Here is a 16,440-nt window from a genome sequence, read left to right as displayed (position 1 = left end):
GGAAGGGCGTCCGGAGCGGGTGGGCGCCCTGGGCCGGCCGGGTGGACGGCGGGCTACAGGGCGGTCAGCACCCGCGGCCCGGCGTCCGTGATCGCGACCGTGTGCTCGGCGTGGGCGGCACGTGAGCCGTCCAGGGTGCGGATCGTCCAGCCGTCGCCCGCCGTGTAGTGGTCGTCGGTGCCGCCGCCGATGAGCATCGGCTCGATCGCGAGTGCCATGCCGTGCCGGAGCCGCATGCCGCGGCCCGGGCGTCCCTCGTTGGGCACGCCCGGGTCCTCGTGCATGGTGCGGCCGATGCCGTGGCCGCCGAAGCCGTCGGGAATGCCGTACCCCGCGTCGCGGCAGACCCGGCCGACGGCGTGCGCGATGTCGCCGATGCGGTTGCCGACGACGGCCGCGGCGATGCCGGCCTCCAGGGCCCGCTCCGCCGTGGCGATCAGGCGGGTGTCCTCCGGCCGGGCGCGGCCGACCGTGAAGCTGACCGCCGCGTCGCCGACCCAGCCGTTCAGCGTCGCGCCGCAGTCCACGGACACGAGGTCGCCGTCGGCCAGCCGGGCCGAGCCCGGGATCCCGTGCACGATCGCGTCGTTGACCGAGAGGCACACGACCGCGGGGAAGGGCACCGGAGCCCACTCCGGGCGGTAGCCGAGGAAGGGCGAACCGGCCCCCGCCTCGGCCAGGACCTCGCGCGCGGCCCGGTCGAGCTCGGCCAGGGCGACGCCCGGCGCCGCCGCCTCCCGCGCGGCCGCGAGGGCGCGTGCGACCACCCGTCCCGCCTCGCGCATGGCGTCCAGTGATGCGTTCGTCTTGATCTCCACCATGCCAATTACTATACCGGTATTAGAATGGTGGCATGGTGCGCACACCCCTGACCCCAGAAGAGCGCGAGCGCGGCGAGCGCCTCGGCATCCTCCTGCGCGCGGCGCGCGGCGAGCGGTCCATGGCCGAGATCGCCGCCGCCGCCGGACTGTCCGCCGAGACCCTCCGCAAGATCGAGACGGGCCGGGCCCCGACCCCGGCCTTCTTCACCGTCGCCGCCCTCGCCGGTGTCCTCGAACTCTCCATGGACGAGCTCGTGGCGCTCTGCGCCCCGGTACCCCTCTGAGTCACGCCGAGAGCACGCACCGGACGCCGCCGGGCCGCCCTTCGGGCGACGACGGGAAGGTGACGACAGGCCCTAGGATCCGGGCGTGATCTCCGAAGAGCTGCGGCGCGGCCGCTATGTCAGCCTGACCACCTTCCGGAAGGACGGCACCGCCGTCGCCACCCCCGTCTGGTACGCGGTGGAGGGCTCCGAGCTGTACGCCTGGACCCGCACCGACTCCTGGAAGGTCAAGCGGCTGCGGAACGACCCCCGGGTGGTCGTCGCCGTCTGCGACGTGCGGGGGAACGTCCGCGAGGGGGCCGAGCGCGTGCACGGCGAGGGGCGGCTCGTGACGGGGGAGGAGCTGCGCCGGATCCGGGGGCTGCTCTCGCGCAAGTACACCTGGCAGTTCTGGCTGACCGACGTGCCCGCCATGATCGCCCGGCGCGGGAAGCGGCCGCACACCGGAATCGTCGTCACGTTCTGACGCTCGCGCACCCAACCGAAAACGGTCCGTAGTCGTCCCGTAACACGACTGCGGTCCAATACCCGCGGACCGGAAGGTTCCAGTCGACCGCGGGGCAGGTGCTTAGCGCATGACGGTGTATCAACTCCCGGTGGGAGTCAGCTCCTTCACGGGGTGGCTGACGGAACTCGCCACCCGCCTCCGGCCGGGCGTCGGCTGGTACGGCGTCTTCGCCGACCGCGACCCGGAGGGGATGCGCGCCTGCTTCGACGGTACGGAGATCCTGCCCCGGGACGTCGTCGAGTCCCTCCTCCAGGACGCCGGCGAAGCCGCCGACGGCACGTTCGCCGCCCGGGGCCGCACCCTGTACGCGACGGCCGCCGCCGCCCACGACCGCCGGCCCGGCGGGGCGGTCGCGCTCACCGAACGCCGGGAGGTGATGGAACGCGAACGCCGGTACGCCGAATCCCGCGCGCGTGAACTCGGCGGACGCCTCCGTGCCGCCCCGGCGCCGGGACCCGACGAGACCGCACGCCTGGAGCACGACCTGGCCTGGACCCGCGACGACCACGCCCGGGCGGCGGCCCGCGTCCGGGAGCTGACGGTCAGGCTCGCCCGCCTGGGAGAGCCGCGACGCGAGCCGGGACGCGAGCCGGGGACGCGGCCGGACGGCGGGTCGGCCGCACCCGTGTCGGGAGCCGGGCCCGCGCCCGCACCTGGGCCGGCACCCGCACCCGCACCCGCTCCCAGGGGTAAGCGGCGTCCCCGAGGGGCCCGGTACGCCTGGCTGGAGGAGAGTACCGAGGGGCAGGAGGAGCAGGCGGCCGTCGTGCTCCCTGCGGGGGGCGCGGCGCCGCGCGGGGCCCGGTTCGGCGGCGCCGGACCGGCCGAGGGGACGGGCGGCGCGGCCCCGGTGATCGCGGCGGATCCGCCCGGGGCCGTGCGGGCGGCGGGCAACGCGGTCTACGCGCTGCGGCGGTTGCGCGCGCAGGGCCGCAGCGGCGAGGCGCACGCCCTGCTGTGCGAGGCCCTCGGCGGACCGCCCGCCCGGCTCCCCGCCCTCGCGGCGGAGCTGCACCGGGCCGGTCTCGGCGCCGACTGGAGCACCCTGCTCTGGGAGGCGGCCTCGCTGCCGCCCGGCCGGCTCGCCGCCGTCGCGGGCGCGCTGGCCGACGCGGGCCGGGCGGCCGACTGCGAGGAGCTCCTGCGGCAGGGCGTGGCCCGGCCGGTGGAGGAGCTCGCCGGGGCGTGCGCCGCACTGCGCGCCGAGGGCCACCACCGTGAGGCGCACGCCCTGCTCACCGCCTTCGTCCGCGTCCGTTCGCCCGAGGACGCCGCGCGTCTCGCGGGCGCCGACCCCCGCGGCCTCGTTCCCCAGCTGCTGGACGCGGCCCGCGCCGTGTCCGCCGCCCGCGAGCGCGACCTGCTGCACGCCCTCCGGGTGGCGGGTCTCGCGGGGGTCTGACGCCCCGGGCCCGGCGCGGGCCCGGGGCCTGGCCGGCTGTTCTCGGCGGGCGCCCTCCGGTATCCCGGGCGGATCGTCGGCGAGGTGCTCGCCGCCGGGGACACGTACGACAAGGGGCTGCCGTGCCCTGGTGGGGGGGCCTTCTGTCCTGCGTCTCCGCGCGGGTCGGGACGGGTCCGTACGTGTCGGTACGTGTCCGACGTGGACCACTCGGGTATGAAACATGATCGACCCGGCCGCTTCGCGGCGGTGGTCTTGCTCCGGGGTGTGACGGGGCTTACGTTCTCCTCCTACGCACCGCGTCTACGTGCGTAGAGGCTCTCTGACGCCGTGCCGAAGGAGCAGCTCATGACCGACGTCGTACGCGCCGCACTCGTCCAGGCGACCTGGACCGGCGACACCGAATCCATGATCGCCAAACACGAGGAACACGCCCGGGAGGCGGCCCGGCAGGGTGCCAAGGTGATCGGCTTCCAGGAGGTGTTCAACGCCCCCTACTTCTGCCAGGTCCAGGAGCCCGAGCACTATCGCTGGGCCGAGCCCGTCCCCGACGGCCCCACCGTCTCCCGGATGCGGGACCTCGCCCGCGAGACCGGGATGGTGATCGTGGTCCCCGTCTTCGAGGTCGAGAGCGAGGGCTTCTACTACAACACCGCCGCCGTCATCGACGCCGACGGCACCTACCTCGGCAAGTACCGCAAGCACCACATCCCGCAGGTCAAGGGCTTCTGGGAGAAGTACTACTTCCGCCCGGGCAACGCCGGCTGGCCGGTCTTCGACACCGCCGTCGGGAAGGTCGGGGTGTACATCTGCTACGACCGCCACTTCCCGGAAGGCTGGCGACAACTCGGTCTCAACGGGGCGCAGTTGGTCTACAACCCCTCGGCCACCCACCGCGGCCTCTCCTCCCACCTCTGGCAGCTGGAGCAGCCCGCCGCGGCCGTCGCCAACGAGTACTTCGTCGCCGCGATCAACCGCGTCGGCGTCGAGGAGTACGGCGACAACGACTTCTACGGCACCAGCTACTTCGTCGACCCGCGCGGCCGGTTCGTCGGCGACGTGGCCTCCGACAAGAGCGAGGAACTCGTCGTCCGCGACCTCGACTTCGGACTCATCGAGCAGGTGCGCCAGCAGTGGGCCTTCTACCGGGACCGCCGCCCCGACGCGTACGACGGGCTGGTGCGGCCGTGAGCAGTCTCTTCGACCGGCACAAGGCCGTCATCCCCGACTGGGTCGCGCTCTACTACCGCGACCCCATCGAGATCACCCACGGCGAGGGCCGCCACGTCTTCGACGCCGACGGACGCCGGTACCTCGACTTCTTCGGCGGCATCCTCACGACCATGACCGCCCACGCGCTGCCCGAGGTCACCAAGGCCGTCGCCGAGCAGGCCGGGCGCATCATCCACTCCTCGACGCTCTACCTCAACCGTCCGATGGTGGAACTCGCCGAGCGGATCGCCGGCCTCTCCGGCATCCCCGACGCCCGCGTCTTCTTCACCACCTCCGGCACCGAGGCCAACGACACGGCCCTCCTGCTGGCCACCGTGTACCGCCGTTCGAACCAGATCCTGGCCATGCGGAACAGCTACCACGGCCGGTCCTTCTCGACCGTCGGCATCACCGGCAACCGCGCCTGGTCGCCCACCGGACTCTCCCCGCTCCAGACGCTCTACGTGCACGGCGGCGTCCGCACCCGCGGGCCGTACGCCCAGTTCACCGACGACCGGTTCATCGAGGCGTGCGTCGCCGACCTCGAGGACCTCCTCGGCCACACCCGCGAGGTCGCCGCCCTCATCGCCGAACCGATCCAGGGCGTCGGCGGCTTCACCTCCCCGCCCGACGGTCTGTACGCCGCCTTCCGCCGCGTCCTCGACCGGCACGGCATCCTCTGGATCGCCGACGAGGTGCAGACCGGCTGGGGCCGCACCGGCGAGCACTTCTGGGGCTGGCAGGCCCACGGCCAGGCCGGGCCGCCCGACATCCTCACCTTCGCCAAGGGCATCGGCAACGGCATGTCCGTCGGCGGAGTCGTCGCCCGCGCCGAGATCATGAACTGTCTCGACGCCAACTCCATCTCCACCTTCGGCGGTTCCCCGATCACCATGGCCGCGGGGCTCGCCAACCTCTCGTACCTCCTGGAACACGACCTCCAGGGCAACGCGCGGCGCGTCGGCGGTCTCCTCATCGAACGCGTCCGGGCCGCCTGCGCCAAGGTGCCCGAGGTCCGGGAGGTCCGCGGCCGCGGCCTGATGATCGGCATCGAGCTCACCGAGCCGGGCACCGAGCGGGCGAACCCGGACGCGGCCGCCGCCGTCCTGGAGGCCGCCCGGGAGAACGGGCTGCTCCTCGGCAAGGGAGGCGGCCACAACACCAGCACCCTCCGCATCGCCCCGCCGCTCTCGCTCACCGTCTCCGAGGCCGAGGAGGGCGCCGCCCTCCTCGAACAGGCGCTCGGAACCCTGTAACCGCCCCCTCAAGCAGGGAGAGTCCCGTGAGCACCCGAACCCTGATCCGGGGCGGTCTCGTCGTCACCGCCGCCGACGAGGTCCACGCCGACGTGCTGATCGAGGACGGCCGCGTCGTCGCCCTCGCGGCCCACGGCTCGGACGTGGCGGCCGGCTGGACCGCCGACCGGACCGTCGACGCCACCGACCGCTACGTGCTGCCCGGCGGCGTCGACGCCCACACCCACATGGAGCTGCCCTTCGGCGGCACCTCCGCCTCCGACACCTTCGAGACCGGCACCCGCGCCGCCGCCTGGGGCGGCACCACCACCATCGTCGACTTCGCCGTCCAGAGCGTCGGCCGGAGCCTGCGCGAGGGCCTCGACACCTGGTACGCCAAGGCCGACGGCAACTGCGCGATCGACTACGCCTTCCACATGATCCTCTCCGACGTCAACGAGCACACGCTCAAGGAGATGGACCGGCTCGTCCAGGAGGGCATCTCCTCCTTCAAGCTGTTCATGGCCTACCCGGGCGTCTTCTACAGCGACGACGGGCAGATCCTGCGCGCCATGCAGCGCTCCGCCGACAACGGCGGGCTGATCATGATGCACGCCGAGAACGGCATCGCGATCGACGTCCTCGTCGAACAGGCCCTCGCCCGCGGCGAGACCGACCCCCGCTACCACGGAGAGGTCCGCAAGGCGCTCCTGGAGGCCGAGGCCACCCACCGGGCCATCCAGCTCTCCCGGGTCGCCGGATCGCCGCTCTACGTCGTCCACGTCTCCGCCGAGGAGGCCGTCGCCGAGATCGCCGCCGCCCGCGACAAGGGGCTCCCGGTCTTCGGCGAGACCTGCCCGCAGTACCTCTTCCTCTCCACCGACAACCTCGCGGAGCCGGGCTTCGAGGGGGCCAAGTACGTCTGCTCGACGCCCCTGCGGCCGAAGGAGCACCAGGCGGCACTCTGGCGCGGACTGCGCACCAACGACCTCCAGGTGGTCTCCACCGACCACTGCCCCTTCTGCTTCACCGGCCAGAAGGACCTCGGCCGCGGCGACTTCTCCAAGATCCCCAACGGCCTGCCCGGGGTGGAGAACCGCATGGACCTCCTCCACCAGGCCGTCGTGGACGGGCACATCTCCCGGCGCCGCTGGATCGAGATCGCCTGCGCCACCCCGGCCCGGATGTTCGGCCTCTACCCGCAGAAGGGGACGATCGCGCCCGGCGCCGACGCGGACATCGTCATCTACGACCCGCACGCCCGCCAGACGATCTCCGCGGCCACCCACCACATGAACGTCGACTACTCCGCGTACGAGGGGAAGACGATCACCGGCCAGGTCGAGACGGTCCTCTCGCGCGGCGAACTCGTCATCGACCAGCGGAAGTTCACCGGCCGCGCCGGACACGGCGCCTTCACCCCCCGCTCCACCTGTCAGTACCTGAACTAGGAGATCGACGTTGGACTTCGGACTCGTCCTGCAGACCGACCCGCCCGCCTCGGAGGTTGTCGGGCTCATGCGCCGGGCGGAGCGCAACGGCTTCCGCTACGGCTGGACCTTCGACTCGGCCGTGCTCTGGCAGGAACCCTTCGTCATCTACAGCCGGATCCTCGAACACACCACCAAGCTCCACGTCGGTCCGATGGTGACCAACCCGGGAACGCGGACGTGGGAGGTGACGGCCTCGACCTTCGCGACCCTCAACGACATGTTCGGCAACCGGACCGTCTGCGGCATCGGCCGCGGCGACTCCGCCATGCGCGTCGCCGGCCGCCGGCCCAACACCCTCGCCCGGCTCGGTGAGGCCATCGACGTCATCCGCGACCTCGCCGAGGGCCGCGAGGCCGACGTGGACGGCAGCCCGATCCGCCTCCCGTGGGTGAAGGACGGGAAACTGCCCGTGTGGATGGCCGCGTACGGTCCCAAGGCGCTCGCCCTCGCCGGACAGAAGGCCGACGGCTTCATCCTCCAGCTCGCCGACCCGTTCCTCACCGAGTGGATGGTCAAGGCGGTCCGGCAGGCCGCCACCGACGCCGGCCGGGACCCCGACGCCCTCACCGTCTGCGTCGCCGCCCCCGCCTACGTCACCGCCGACGACTCGCCCGAAGCCCTGGCCCACGCCCGCGAGCAGTGCCGCTGGTTCGGCGGCATGGTCGGCAACCACGTCGCCGACCTGGTCGCCAAGTACGGCGAGCACTCCGAGATGGTCCCGGAGGAGCTCACCGCGTACATCAAGGACCGGCACGGCTACGACTACAGCCACCACGGCCGCGCCGACAACCCGTCCACCGACTTCGTCCCCGACGAGATCGTCGACCGCTTCTGCCTCCTCGGCCCCGCCGAGGCCCACATCGCCAAGCTCCGCCATCTCAAGGAGCTGGGCGTCGACCAGTTCGCCGTCTACAACATGCACGACAACCGCGAAGGCACCATCGACGCCTACGGCAGCGACATCATCCCGGTCGTCGCCTCCTGATACCGGCCGACCGGCGCGGGGCACCCGCCCCGCGCCCCGGTCACGGCCCCGCGACGGCGTTCAGCTGCTCCTCCAGGGACGCCAGCGTGCGGTAGCAGGCCAGTACCTGGGCGATGGAGGAGTTCGGCTCGCGGCCCTCGCGGATCGCGGCGACGAACTCGCGGTCCTGGAGCTCGATGCCGTCCATCGACACGTCGACCCCGCTCACGTCGATCGGCTCGTCCTTCCCGGTGAACAGGTCGTCGTACCGGGCGATGTAGGTGCCGGTGTCGCCGATGTAGCGGAAGAACGTGCCGAGCGGCCCGTCGTTGTTGAACGACAGCGACAGGGTGCAGAGGGCGCCGTTCGCCGCCCGCAGCTGGACGGACATGTCCATCGCGATGCCGAGCTCGGGGTGGATGGGGCCCTGCAGGGCGTTGGCCTGCACGATCGGCGAACCCGTCTGGTAGGCGAACAGGTCGACGGTGTGCGCGGCGTGGTGCCACAGCAGGTGGTCGGTCCAGGAGCGGGCCTGGCCCAGCGCGTTGAGGTTCTTCCGGCGGAAGAAGTACGTCTGGACGTCCATCTGCTGGATGCCGAACTCGCCGGCCGCGATCCGCTGCCGCACCCACTGGTGGCTGGGGTTGAAGCGGCGGGTGTGGCCGACCATCGCGACGAGCCCGGTGCGCTCCTGCGCGGCCAGGCACGCCTCGGCGTCCTCCAGGGAGGCGGCGAGCGGGATCTCGACCTGCACGTGCTTGCCCGCTTCGAGGCAGGCCAGCGTCTGCGCCGCGTGCATCGGGGTGGGCGTGGCGAGGACGACCGCGTCGACGTCGTCCATCGCCAGCACCTCGTCCAGGGAGGCGACGGCGCGGCCCACGCCCTGCTCCGCGGCGAACTTCCGCGCGCTCTCGAGGCTGCTGCTCACCACGGCGGTCACCTCGACGCCGTCGATGCGCTTCAGCGCGGCCGCGTGCTTGGCGCCGAAGGCGCCGCCGCCGACCAGGGCGATCCGCAGGGTCCGGTCGTCAGTCATGTCACTCCTTCACGGCGGGTGCGTCGACCCGCGGGCGGTTTTCCAGGATCAGGTGGCCGACGGCGGTGTTGGACGCCGGCACATGGTAGAAGCGGTGCTTGACCTCGACCTCGCCGGAGCCGTCGACGTCGCTCATCGCGCCGCGGGCGATCAGCCACATGACCAGCTCGATGCCCTCCGAGCCGGCCTCCTCGACGTACTCCAGGTGCGGCACCCCGGCGAGGCCGGCCGGGTCCTCGACCAGCCTGTCCAGGAAGGCGTTGTCCCACTCCCGGTTGATCAGGCCGGCACGCGGGCCCTGGAGCTGGTGGCTCATGCCGCCGGTGCCCCACACCTGCACCTTGAGCGGCCGGTCGTACGACTCGATCGCCCTGCGCAGGGCCCGGCCGAGGGCGAAGCAGCGGGCGCCCGAGGGGACCGGGTACTGCACCACGTTGACATGGAACGGGATGACCTTGCACGGCCACTTCCCGACGTCGCCGAACATCAGCGACAGCGGGACCGTCAGACCGTGGTCGACGGCCATCTCGTTCACGAGGGTGAGGTCGAAGTCGTCCCGGATCAGCGCGTGCGCGATGTGGGCGGCCAGGTCGGGATCGCCCTCGATGCCGGGCACGGGGCGGGGCCCGTACCCCTCGTCGGCGGTGGGGTAGGAGGCGCCGGTGCCGAGCACGAAGGTGGGGACCATCGACTGGTCGAAGGCGCTGGCGTGATCGTTGTAGACCAGGAAGATCACATCGGGGACGTTCTCCCGCTCCCACTCCCTGGAGTACTCGTATCCCTCGAAGACCGGCCGCCAGTAGGGCTCCTCGGTCTTTCCGTGGTCCAGCGCCGCGCCGATCGCGGGCACGTGCGAGGTGAAGACCGCGCCGGTGATCTCGGCGTGCCGGGCCGGGGCCGCCGGGGCGTGGGCCGCTTGGAGGACGGCGTGGTCGATCCGGTTCCCCTCGACCGAGCGGCCGCCGCGGACCATCATGTCGCGGTACTCCTGCTCGGTCATGCCGGTCATCGAGCCCGCCATCTGCTGGAACGAAAGCCCCAGCGTGGCACCCCACTTGGCGAGGAAGTAGATGTTGCCGCCCTCGCGCATCGCCGCGTTGAGGTCGCGGTCGAGCAGCGCCTGCCTCTGCTCCTCCCGCAGCGGCCACGCGTCCAGGTAGGAGCGCTCGTCGGCGAGGTAGCTCGCGCGGTTCTCCGCCGTCATCAGCGACATGCAGAACTGGTTGAGGTGGTATCCCTTGGCCGACTGCTCCGAGTCGAAGACGGTCGTCCCCGGAACCAGCTTGTAGGTCTTGTCCAGCGACATGCTGAGGCTCCCATCGAGGGCGGGTCGGGAATCGGGTGCGGGTCAGGAGGCGTCGGGCCAGTAGAGGCGCATCGGGTTGTCGACGAGCAGCTTGCGCCGGAGCTCCGGCGTCGGCGCGATGTGCGGCACGAAGTCGACGAGCAGCCCGTCGTCGGGCATGTGGTCGGTGAGATTGGGGTGCGGCCAGTCGGTGCCCCACAGCACCCGGTCGGGGAACTCCTCGACCACGCGCCGCGCGAAGGGGACGACGTCGCGGTAGGCCGCCCGTTCCCCGTCGAGCGCCGGCGGACCGCCGGCCGACAGCCGTTCCGGGCACGTCACCTTGCACCAGATGTCGGGCCGGGCCCGCAGGAAGTCCAGGAACGCCTCGAACGCGGGGCCCTCCGGGTCCGCGGAGACGTCCGGCCGGCCCATGTGGTCGACGACCAGCGGGACCGGGATCGACAGGAGGAAGTCCCGCAGGCCGGGGAGGTCCGCCGCTTCGAAGTAGACGACGACGTGCCAGCCGTACGGCGCGATCCGCTCGACGACGTCCCACAGGTCCCGCCGAGGCGCCGCGTCCACCAGCCGTCTGACGAAGTTGAACCGCACCCCGCGGACGCCCGCCTCGTGCAGCTCCCGCACCTGCGCGTCCGTGACGTCGGGCCGCAAAGTCGCCACGCCCCGGGCCAGCCCGCCGGAGGCCCGCAGGGCGTCCACCATGGCGGTGTTGTCGGCGCCGTGACAGGTCGCCTGCACCACGACGCTTCGGGCGAAGCCGAGGTGGTCGCGGAGGGCGAAGAGCCGCTCCTTGGACGCGTCGCACGGCGTGTACTTGCGCTCGGGCGCGTACGGGAACTCGGCGCCCGGGCCGAAGACGTGGCAGTGCGCGTCGACGGCGCCGGCGGGGAGCCGCAGCCGCGGCCGGCTCGGCTCGGCGTACCAGTCCAGCCAGCCGGGGGTCTTCTCGAAGCTCGTCGTCATCGTCAGTCCTCGTACCGCAGCCCGAGCTCGGCCAGCGGGCCGCGCATGCCGTAGAGGTCGAGGCCGAGCGTGCCCGCCCGGAACTGCGCCCGCTTGCCCTCCTCGTTCGCCTCCCGCGCCGCCGAGGCGGCGGCCACCTCGGCGGCCCGCTCGCGCGGCACCACGACGATGCCGTCGGCGTCGGCGACGACCACGTCGCCGGGCCGCACGAGGGCGTTGCCGCAGACCACGGGCACGTTGACGGAGCCGAGAGTGGCCTTGACCGTGCCCTTGGCGTTGACCGCGCGGGAGAAGACGGGGAAGTCCATCCGCTCCAGGTCGACGACGTCACGGACACCGCCGTCGATGACCAGCCCCGTGCAGCCCCGGGCGCGCAGCGAGGTGGCGAGCAGCTCGCCGAAGAAGCCGTCCTCGCTCTCGGTCGTGCAGGCCGCGACGACGACGTCCCCCTCCCGGACCTGCTCGGCCGCGACATGGAGCATCCAGTTGTCGCCGGGCTGGAGCAGCACGGTCACGGCCGTGCCGCACATCCGGGCCGTCGGATAGACCGGGCGCAGATAGGGGCGCATCAGCCCGACCCGTCCCATGGCCTCGTGGATCGTGGCGACGCCGTACGCCGACAGCGCGGCGACGGCCTCGGGGTCGGCCCGGTCGACCTTGGTGTGGACGACGCCGATCTCGGTGTGTTCCATGCGTACTTCTCCTGGGGTCAGCGGCCGGCCGCGGCGAGGCGGGCGGCGAGTCGGGGGTAGACGCGCAGGGCGTTGCCGGAGAACACGGCGGCACGCTCCTCGTCCGACAGGTGCGGGGTGGCGTCCACGTACCGCTTCGTGTCGTCGAAGTGGTGACCGGTGCGCGGGTCCACGTCCCGGACCGCGCCGATCATCTCGCTGGCGAACAGGACGGACCGGCTGGGGACCACCCGGGTCAGCAGGTCGACGCCGGGCTGGTGGTAGACGCAGGTGTCGAAGAAGACGTTGTCCAGCAGCGTCTCCGGGTCGGGCCCGCCCAGCGCCATCGCCAGACCGCGGAACCGGCCCCAGTGGTACGGCACGGCCCCGCCGCCGTGCGGGATCACGAACCGCAGCGTCGGGAAGTCGGTGAACAGGTCGCCCTGGAGGAGCTGCATGAACGCCGTGGTGTCGGCGTTCAGGTAGTGCGCGCCGGTGGTGTGGAAGGCCGGGTTGCACGAGGTGCTGACGTGGATCATCGCGGGGATGTCGTACGCGACCATCGCCTCGTAGAGCGGGTACCAGCCGCGGTCGGTCAGCGGCGGCGCGGTCCACCGTCCGCCCGACGGGTCGGGGTTGAGGTTGACCGTGACCGCGCCCAGCTCCTCGACCGCGCGGCGCAGCTCGGGCACGCAGGTCGCGGGGTCGACGCCGGGGGATTGCGGCAGCATCGCGCCCACCGCGAACCGGTCGGGGTAGAGGGTGGCGACCCGGTGGACCAGGTCGTTGCAGATCCGGGCCCACACCGAGGAGACGGCGAAGTCGCCGATGTGGTGGGCCATGAAGCTGGCGCGCGGCGAGAAGATCGTGAGGTCGCTGCCGCGCTCGTCCATCAGACGCAGCTGGTTGGACTCGATCGCCGCACGCAGGTCGTCGTCGCCGATGACCAGCTCGTCGGGGTCGGGGACGGGGCCGCGGCCGGCGGCCGCCGCGATCTGCCGGTCGCGCCAGGCGGCCAGCTGCGGCGGGGCGGTGGTGAAGTGACCGTGACAATCGATGATCATGGGAAGGTCTCGCAATCGTCCGGGTCAGTGGTCGTGGCCGCGGGTGGGCCAGCCGGTGTACTGCTCCGCCAGGTAGGCGCGTCCGGCGCGGGTGCCCACCACGTTGTCGAGCTCGCCGAGCTGGCGCCGCAGATCGAACGCCGAGGCGCCGGGCGCGGTGTGGAGCAGTCGGGTCATCCAGGACGAGAAGTGCTGCGCCCGCCAGATCCGCCGGAGGGCCCGCGGCTGGTAGTCGTCCAGGGCGGTGTCGCCCTCGGCGCCGAGGGCCCTCGGCAGCACGTCGGCGAGGACCTTCACGTCGTGCAGCGCCAGGTTCAGTCCGCGGGCCCCGGTCGGCGGCACCGTGTGCGCGGCGTCGCCGACCAGGACCAGCGAGCCCCAGCGCATCGGCTCCTGCACGAAGGAGCGGAACCGCAGCACCGCCTTCTCGGTGATCGGCCCCTCCGTCAGCCGGAAGCCGTCCTCGCCGGCCACCCGCGCCTGGAGGGTCTCCCAGACGCGTTCGTCGGACCAGGCGTCGGCGGACTCGTCGGGGGAGCACTGGAAGTACATGCGCTGCACGGCCTCGGTGCGCTGGCTGATCAGCGCGAATCCGTGCGCGGAGTGGGCGTAGACCAGCTCGGGCGCGCTCATCGGCGCCTCGGCGAGGATGCCGAACCACGCGAAGGGGTACTCCTTGCCGTACCGCACCCGCCGGTCCTCCGGCACCAGGTCGCGGCACATGCTCCGGGACCCGTCGGCGCCGACGACGTACCGCGCCCGGATCTCGTGGCGGGACCCGTCGGGCGCGGTGTAGCGGACCCGGGGGGCGGTGGTCGTGACGTCGAGGACCTCGGTGTCGCGGATGCCGAAGTGGACCGTACCGCCGTCGCGTTCGCGGGCGTCGGCGAGGTCGGTGAAGACGTCGGTCTGCGGGTAGAGCCACACGGACGCGCCGACGAGCTCCTTGAAGTCGACGCGGTACGGCCGCCCGGCCGACCGCAGCTCGACGCCCTCGTGCTCGTACCCCTCGCGCAGGATCCGGTCCGAGACCCCGGTCTCGACCAGGTCCCGGGCGTTGTCGGCCTCCAGGATGCCGGCCCGCTGGGTCGTCTCGATCTCGTGCCGGGTACGGGTGTCGACGACGACCGTCTCGACGCCGGCGCGGCCGAGCAGGTGCGCCAGCATCAGTCCCGCCGGCCCGGCACCCACGACCGCGACCGGGACCGAGGCGACGGAGTCGACGGGGGCGTCGGCCATGGCATCTCCCAAGCAGCTGTGAACGTTTCGAACTGCTCGAACGTTGACAGCCTGTCCGGCGGCCGGTCTGCGGCGTTTCCGTCAGGCGGAAACGGGTCCGGATCTCACCCCGTGCGGGTGCGCCTGCCGAGCTCGTCGGAGATTCCGTACGCCGCCCGCAGCAGCGGCTCGCGCAGCGCGTGCGCCCGGCTCGCGCCCTGGGCCGTCAGCACGATCCCCAGCGCGGCGCTCACCGGCCCGGTCCGGCCGATCCGCACCGGCGCGGACACCGCCACCGTGCTCTCCGAGAGCTGCCGGTCGCTGACGAAGACCTGCTCGCGCCGGATGCGGTCCAACTGCGTCCGCAGCGTCTTCGGGTCGGTGACGGTGTGCGGGGTCCACGCCCGCTGCGGCGACTCCAGGACCTCCTCCTGGAGGTCCCGCGGCGCGTGCGCCAGCAGCACCCGGCCCATCCCGGTGGACACGAGGGGGAACCGGCTCCCGACCATCGTGAGCAGCTCCACCGACCGGTGCCCCGCGATCCGCTCCACGAACACGAGCTCGGTGCCCTCCCGCACCGCGAGCTGCACGTTCTCGTGGGTGACCTCGTAGAGGTCCTGCATGAACGGCAGCGCCGCGTCGCGGACGATCTGCGTCCGGGGACAGCCCGAGGCGATCTCCCACAGCCGCAGCCCCACGTGCCACGCCCCGTCCTCGCCCCGCTCCAGGGCCCCCCACGCCGCCAGCTCCGTGAGCACCCGGTGCGTGGTGCTCACGGCCAGGCCCGTGCGCTGGGCGATCTCCGACAGTGTCTGCGAAGAGTGCTCGCGGTCGAAGGCCGAGAGGACCTCGAGGACTTTTCCAGCGGCCGTGCTCCGGGTTGTGCTCACGCCGCCAGTCTCGCAGAGGGGCGTCGGGGCACCCGGGCGCACGCCGTACGATCTGCCGGACACCGAGGAGGCGCTGTGGAAGAAGAGATCTCCGGGCTGTCGTCGATGGCGACCCGGCCGGTACTGGCCGAGCTGTCCGCGCACATCCGGCTGGCCCACGGGCTCCCCGTGCGCTTCGAGTCCGCCGGCGGGGTCGAGATCGCGCGGCGCGTGCGCGAGGGCGCCGAGGCCGACCTGATCGTCCTCGCCGCCGGCGCGCTGGCCGGGCTGGAGAGGGAAGGGCACGTCCTCGGGGGGACGACGCGACCGCTGTGGGTCTCGCAGGTCGTCGCCGCCGTGCCGGAGGGCGTACCGGTTCCGGCGCTCGGCTCGGAGTCGGACCTGCGCGCCGCCCTGCTCGCCGCGGACAGGATCGCCTGCTCCACGGGTCCCAGCGGTACGGCTCTCGCGGAGCTGATCGGCCGTCTCGCACTCGCCGACGTGCTCGGGGACCGGCTCGTGCAGGCGCCCCCGGGGGTACCCGCGGGCAGCCTGCTGGCCTCCGGCCGCGCCGACCTGGCGTTCCAGCAGCACAGCGAGCTGATGGATCTGCCGGGTGTCGTGGTCGTGGGCCCGCTGCCGGGTGACACCGCGATCGATTCGCTGTTCAGCGGGGGCGTACTGGCCTCCTCCGCGCGGCCGGACCGTGCGCGTGAGGTGCTTGCCCTGCTCGGTTCCGGCACGGCGGCGCGGACCGCCCGCGCCAGGGGCATGCGGGCGGCCGGGGGGTCCGGCTCGTGACGACGGACGACAGGAGCCCCGCCCGTTGAGGGGCGGGGCTCCGTCGGTCAGGCCCTGGTTCAGGGAAGGAACTCGTACGACGGTCCGTCAGGCGCGCGGTCGCGGGCGCACAACGTCACGTCCCTGCCCCGGAGATACGCCAGCAGCCATTCGCCGAACGTCATCTCGTAGAGGGTCCACGAGGGACTGTCCATCTCCTGCACCACGACGCGCCACGGCGCCGCGGGTTCCTCGGGAACGCGGAGGAAGACCGCCTCGCCCGTCGTGGCCGTCGCCACCGGCAGGACGTCGCCGGGGTTCGATCCGGCCGGACCCGGCAGGAACTCCGCCATGTCCTCTTCGCGCCAGAGGTCGAGATCCCTTCTGAGCATCGTCCCCAGATCGTGCAGAAGGTGGCCGGCGGGATGCTTCAGATACAACTGCCCGTTGATCACGATCGAGCCGTAGGCGTCGATGATCTCGCGGAAGTCCGCAGGGAATTCGATACCGAGTTCCTGCTCCAGTGAGATCCACGGTGCCGGATCCGACCAATGGAAACGGGATTCGCCCAACAGGGCCCGTATCTCGGAAAGCGTTGCCATCATCGGCCCCCT

At 72.4% G+C, this 16,440-nt stretch carries 17 protein-coding genes; 8 read left to right on the top strand and 9 right to left on the bottom strand.

Annotation, left to right across the window (positions count from 1 at the left end; all coding sequences use genetic code 11):
- Window positions 1-53 precede the first annotated feature (53 nt).
- Window positions 54-821, bottom strand: coding sequence for a type I methionyl aminopeptidase (gene map, locus ACFVZH_RS06970; protein ID WP_384894028.1), 768 nt, complete (start codon window positions 819-821; stop codon window positions 54-56).
- Between the two features lie 32 nt (window positions 822-853).
- Here map and ACFVZH_RS06965 point away from each other — a divergent pair, with 32 nt between their 5' ends.
- The 7 genes from ACFVZH_RS06965 (at window position 854) to ACFVZH_RS06935 (ending at window position 7,940) form a co-directional block, all read left to right on the top strand.
- Window positions 854-1,105: a helix-turn-helix domain-containing protein gene (locus ACFVZH_RS06965; RefSeq protein WP_384894026.1), complete on the top strand. Its 252-nt coding sequence runs from the start codon at window positions 854-856 to the stop codon at window positions 1,103-1,105.
- Between the two features lie 85 nt (window positions 1,106-1,190).
- On the top strand, window positions 1,191-1,571 hold the full coding sequence (locus tag ACFVZH_RS06960; protein ID WP_384894024.1) for a PPOX class F420-dependent oxidoreductase: 381 nt from the start codon (window positions 1,191-1,193) through the stop codon (window positions 1,569-1,571).
- A 109-nt stretch (window positions 1,572-1,680) separates the two neighbouring features.
- Entirely contained in the window at window positions 1,681-3,015 is a 1,335-nt protein-coding gene (locus ACFVZH_RS06955; RefSeq protein WP_384894022.1) for a UL36 very large tegument protein, read from the top strand.
- Window positions 3,016-3,363: 348 nt separating this feature from the next.
- Window positions 3,364-4,206 (top strand): nitrilase-related carbon-nitrogen hydrolase, encoded by an 843-nt coding sequence (locus ACFVZH_RS06950; RefSeq protein ID WP_384894020.1) that lies wholly within the window; start codon window positions 3,364-3,366, stop codon window positions 4,204-4,206.
- Entirely contained in the window at window positions 4,203-5,483 is a 1,281-nt protein-coding gene (locus tag ACFVZH_RS06945; RefSeq protein WP_384894018.1) for an aspartate aminotransferase family protein, read from the top strand. Before ACFVZH_RS06950 ends, ACFVZH_RS06945 begins: the two co-directional genes overlap by 4 nt.
- A 26-nt stretch (window positions 5,484-5,509) precedes the next feature.
- Window positions 5,510-6,913, top strand: coding sequence for a dihydropyrimidinase (gene hydA, locus ACFVZH_RS06940; RefSeq protein ID WP_384894017.1), 1,404 nt, complete (start codon window positions 5,510-5,512; stop codon window positions 6,911-6,913).
- 10 nt (window positions 6,914-6,923) lie between these two features.
- Window positions 6,924-7,940 (top strand): TIGR03842 family LLM class F420-dependent oxidoreductase, encoded by a 1,017-nt coding sequence (locus ACFVZH_RS06935; RefSeq protein ID WP_384894015.1) that lies wholly within the window; start codon window positions 6,924-6,926, stop codon window positions 7,938-7,940.
- A gap of 40 nt (window positions 7,941-7,980) precedes the next feature.
- Here ACFVZH_RS06935 and ACFVZH_RS06930 read toward each other — a convergent pair whose 3' ends face one another.
- The 7 genes from ACFVZH_RS06930 to ACFVZH_RS06900 all read right to left on the bottom strand — a co-directional run bounded on the left by ACFVZH_RS06930 (window position 7,981) and on the right by ACFVZH_RS06900 (window position 15,067).
- A complete protein-coding gene (locus ACFVZH_RS06930; RefSeq protein ID WP_384894013.1) occupies window positions 7,981-8,955 on the bottom strand; it encodes a Gfo/Idh/MocA family oxidoreductase in 975 nt (324 codons plus the stop codon).
- A gap of 1 nt (window position 8,956) precedes the next feature.
- Window positions 8,957-10,261, bottom strand: coding sequence for a protocatechuate 4,5-dioxygenase subunit alpha (ligA, locus tag ACFVZH_RS06925; RefSeq protein WP_384894011.1), 1,305 nt, complete (start codon window positions 10,259-10,261; stop codon window positions 8,957-8,959).
- Window positions 10,262-10,303: 42 nt separating this feature from the next.
- Window positions 10,304-11,224: an amidohydrolase family protein gene (locus ACFVZH_RS06920; protein WP_384894009.1), complete on the bottom strand. Its 921-nt coding sequence runs from the start codon at window positions 11,222-11,224 to the stop codon at window positions 10,304-10,306.
- Between the two features lie 2 nt (window positions 11,225-11,226).
- Window positions 11,227-11,916: a 4-carboxy-4-hydroxy-2-oxoadipate aldolase/oxaloacetate decarboxylase gene (ligK, locus tag ACFVZH_RS06915; protein WP_384894007.1), complete on the bottom strand. Its 690-nt coding sequence runs from the start codon at window positions 11,914-11,916 to the stop codon at window positions 11,227-11,229.
- A gap of 17 nt (window positions 11,917-11,933) precedes the next feature.
- Window positions 11,934-12,959, bottom strand: a complete 1,026-nt coding sequence (locus ACFVZH_RS06910) for an amidohydrolase family protein (protein WP_384894005.1) — start codon at window positions 12,957-12,959, stop codon at window positions 11,934-11,936.
- 24 nt (window positions 12,960-12,983) lie between these two features.
- Entirely contained in the window at window positions 12,984-14,198 is a 1,215-nt protein-coding gene (locus tag ACFVZH_RS06905) for a 4-hydroxybenzoate 3-monooxygenase (RefSeq protein ID WP_384894003.1), read from the bottom strand.
- A gap of 104 nt (window positions 14,199-14,302) precedes the next feature.
- On the bottom strand, window positions 14,303-15,067 hold the full coding sequence (locus ACFVZH_RS06900) for an IclR family transcriptional regulator (protein WP_384894001.1): 765 nt from the start codon (window positions 15,065-15,067) through the stop codon (window positions 14,303-14,305).
- Between the two features lie 75 nt (window positions 15,068-15,142).
- Here ACFVZH_RS06900 and ACFVZH_RS06895 point away from each other — a divergent pair, with 75 nt between their 5' ends.
- Window positions 15,143-15,847, top strand: a complete 705-nt coding sequence (locus ACFVZH_RS06895; protein WP_384893999.1) for a substrate-binding domain-containing protein — start codon at window positions 15,143-15,145, stop codon at window positions 15,845-15,847.
- Window positions 15,848-15,906: 59 nt separating this feature from the next.
- On the opposite strand, the gene ACFVZH_RS06890 is transcribed toward ACFVZH_RS06895, so the two are convergent.
- Window positions 15,907-16,428, bottom strand: coding sequence for an SMI1/KNR4 family protein (locus ACFVZH_RS06890; protein ID WP_384893997.1), 522 nt, complete (start codon window positions 16,426-16,428; stop codon window positions 15,907-15,909).
- Window positions 16,429-16,440: the final 12 nt, after the last annotated feature.

This window comes from Streptomyces sp. NPDC059534 (assembly GCF_042743475.1).
Taxonomy (GTDB): Bacteria; Actinomycetota; Actinomycetes; order Streptomycetales; family Streptomycetaceae; genus Streptomyces.
The sequence above is the reverse complement of the archived record's forward strand: the minus strand, read 5'-3'. Positions and strand labels throughout refer to the sequence as shown.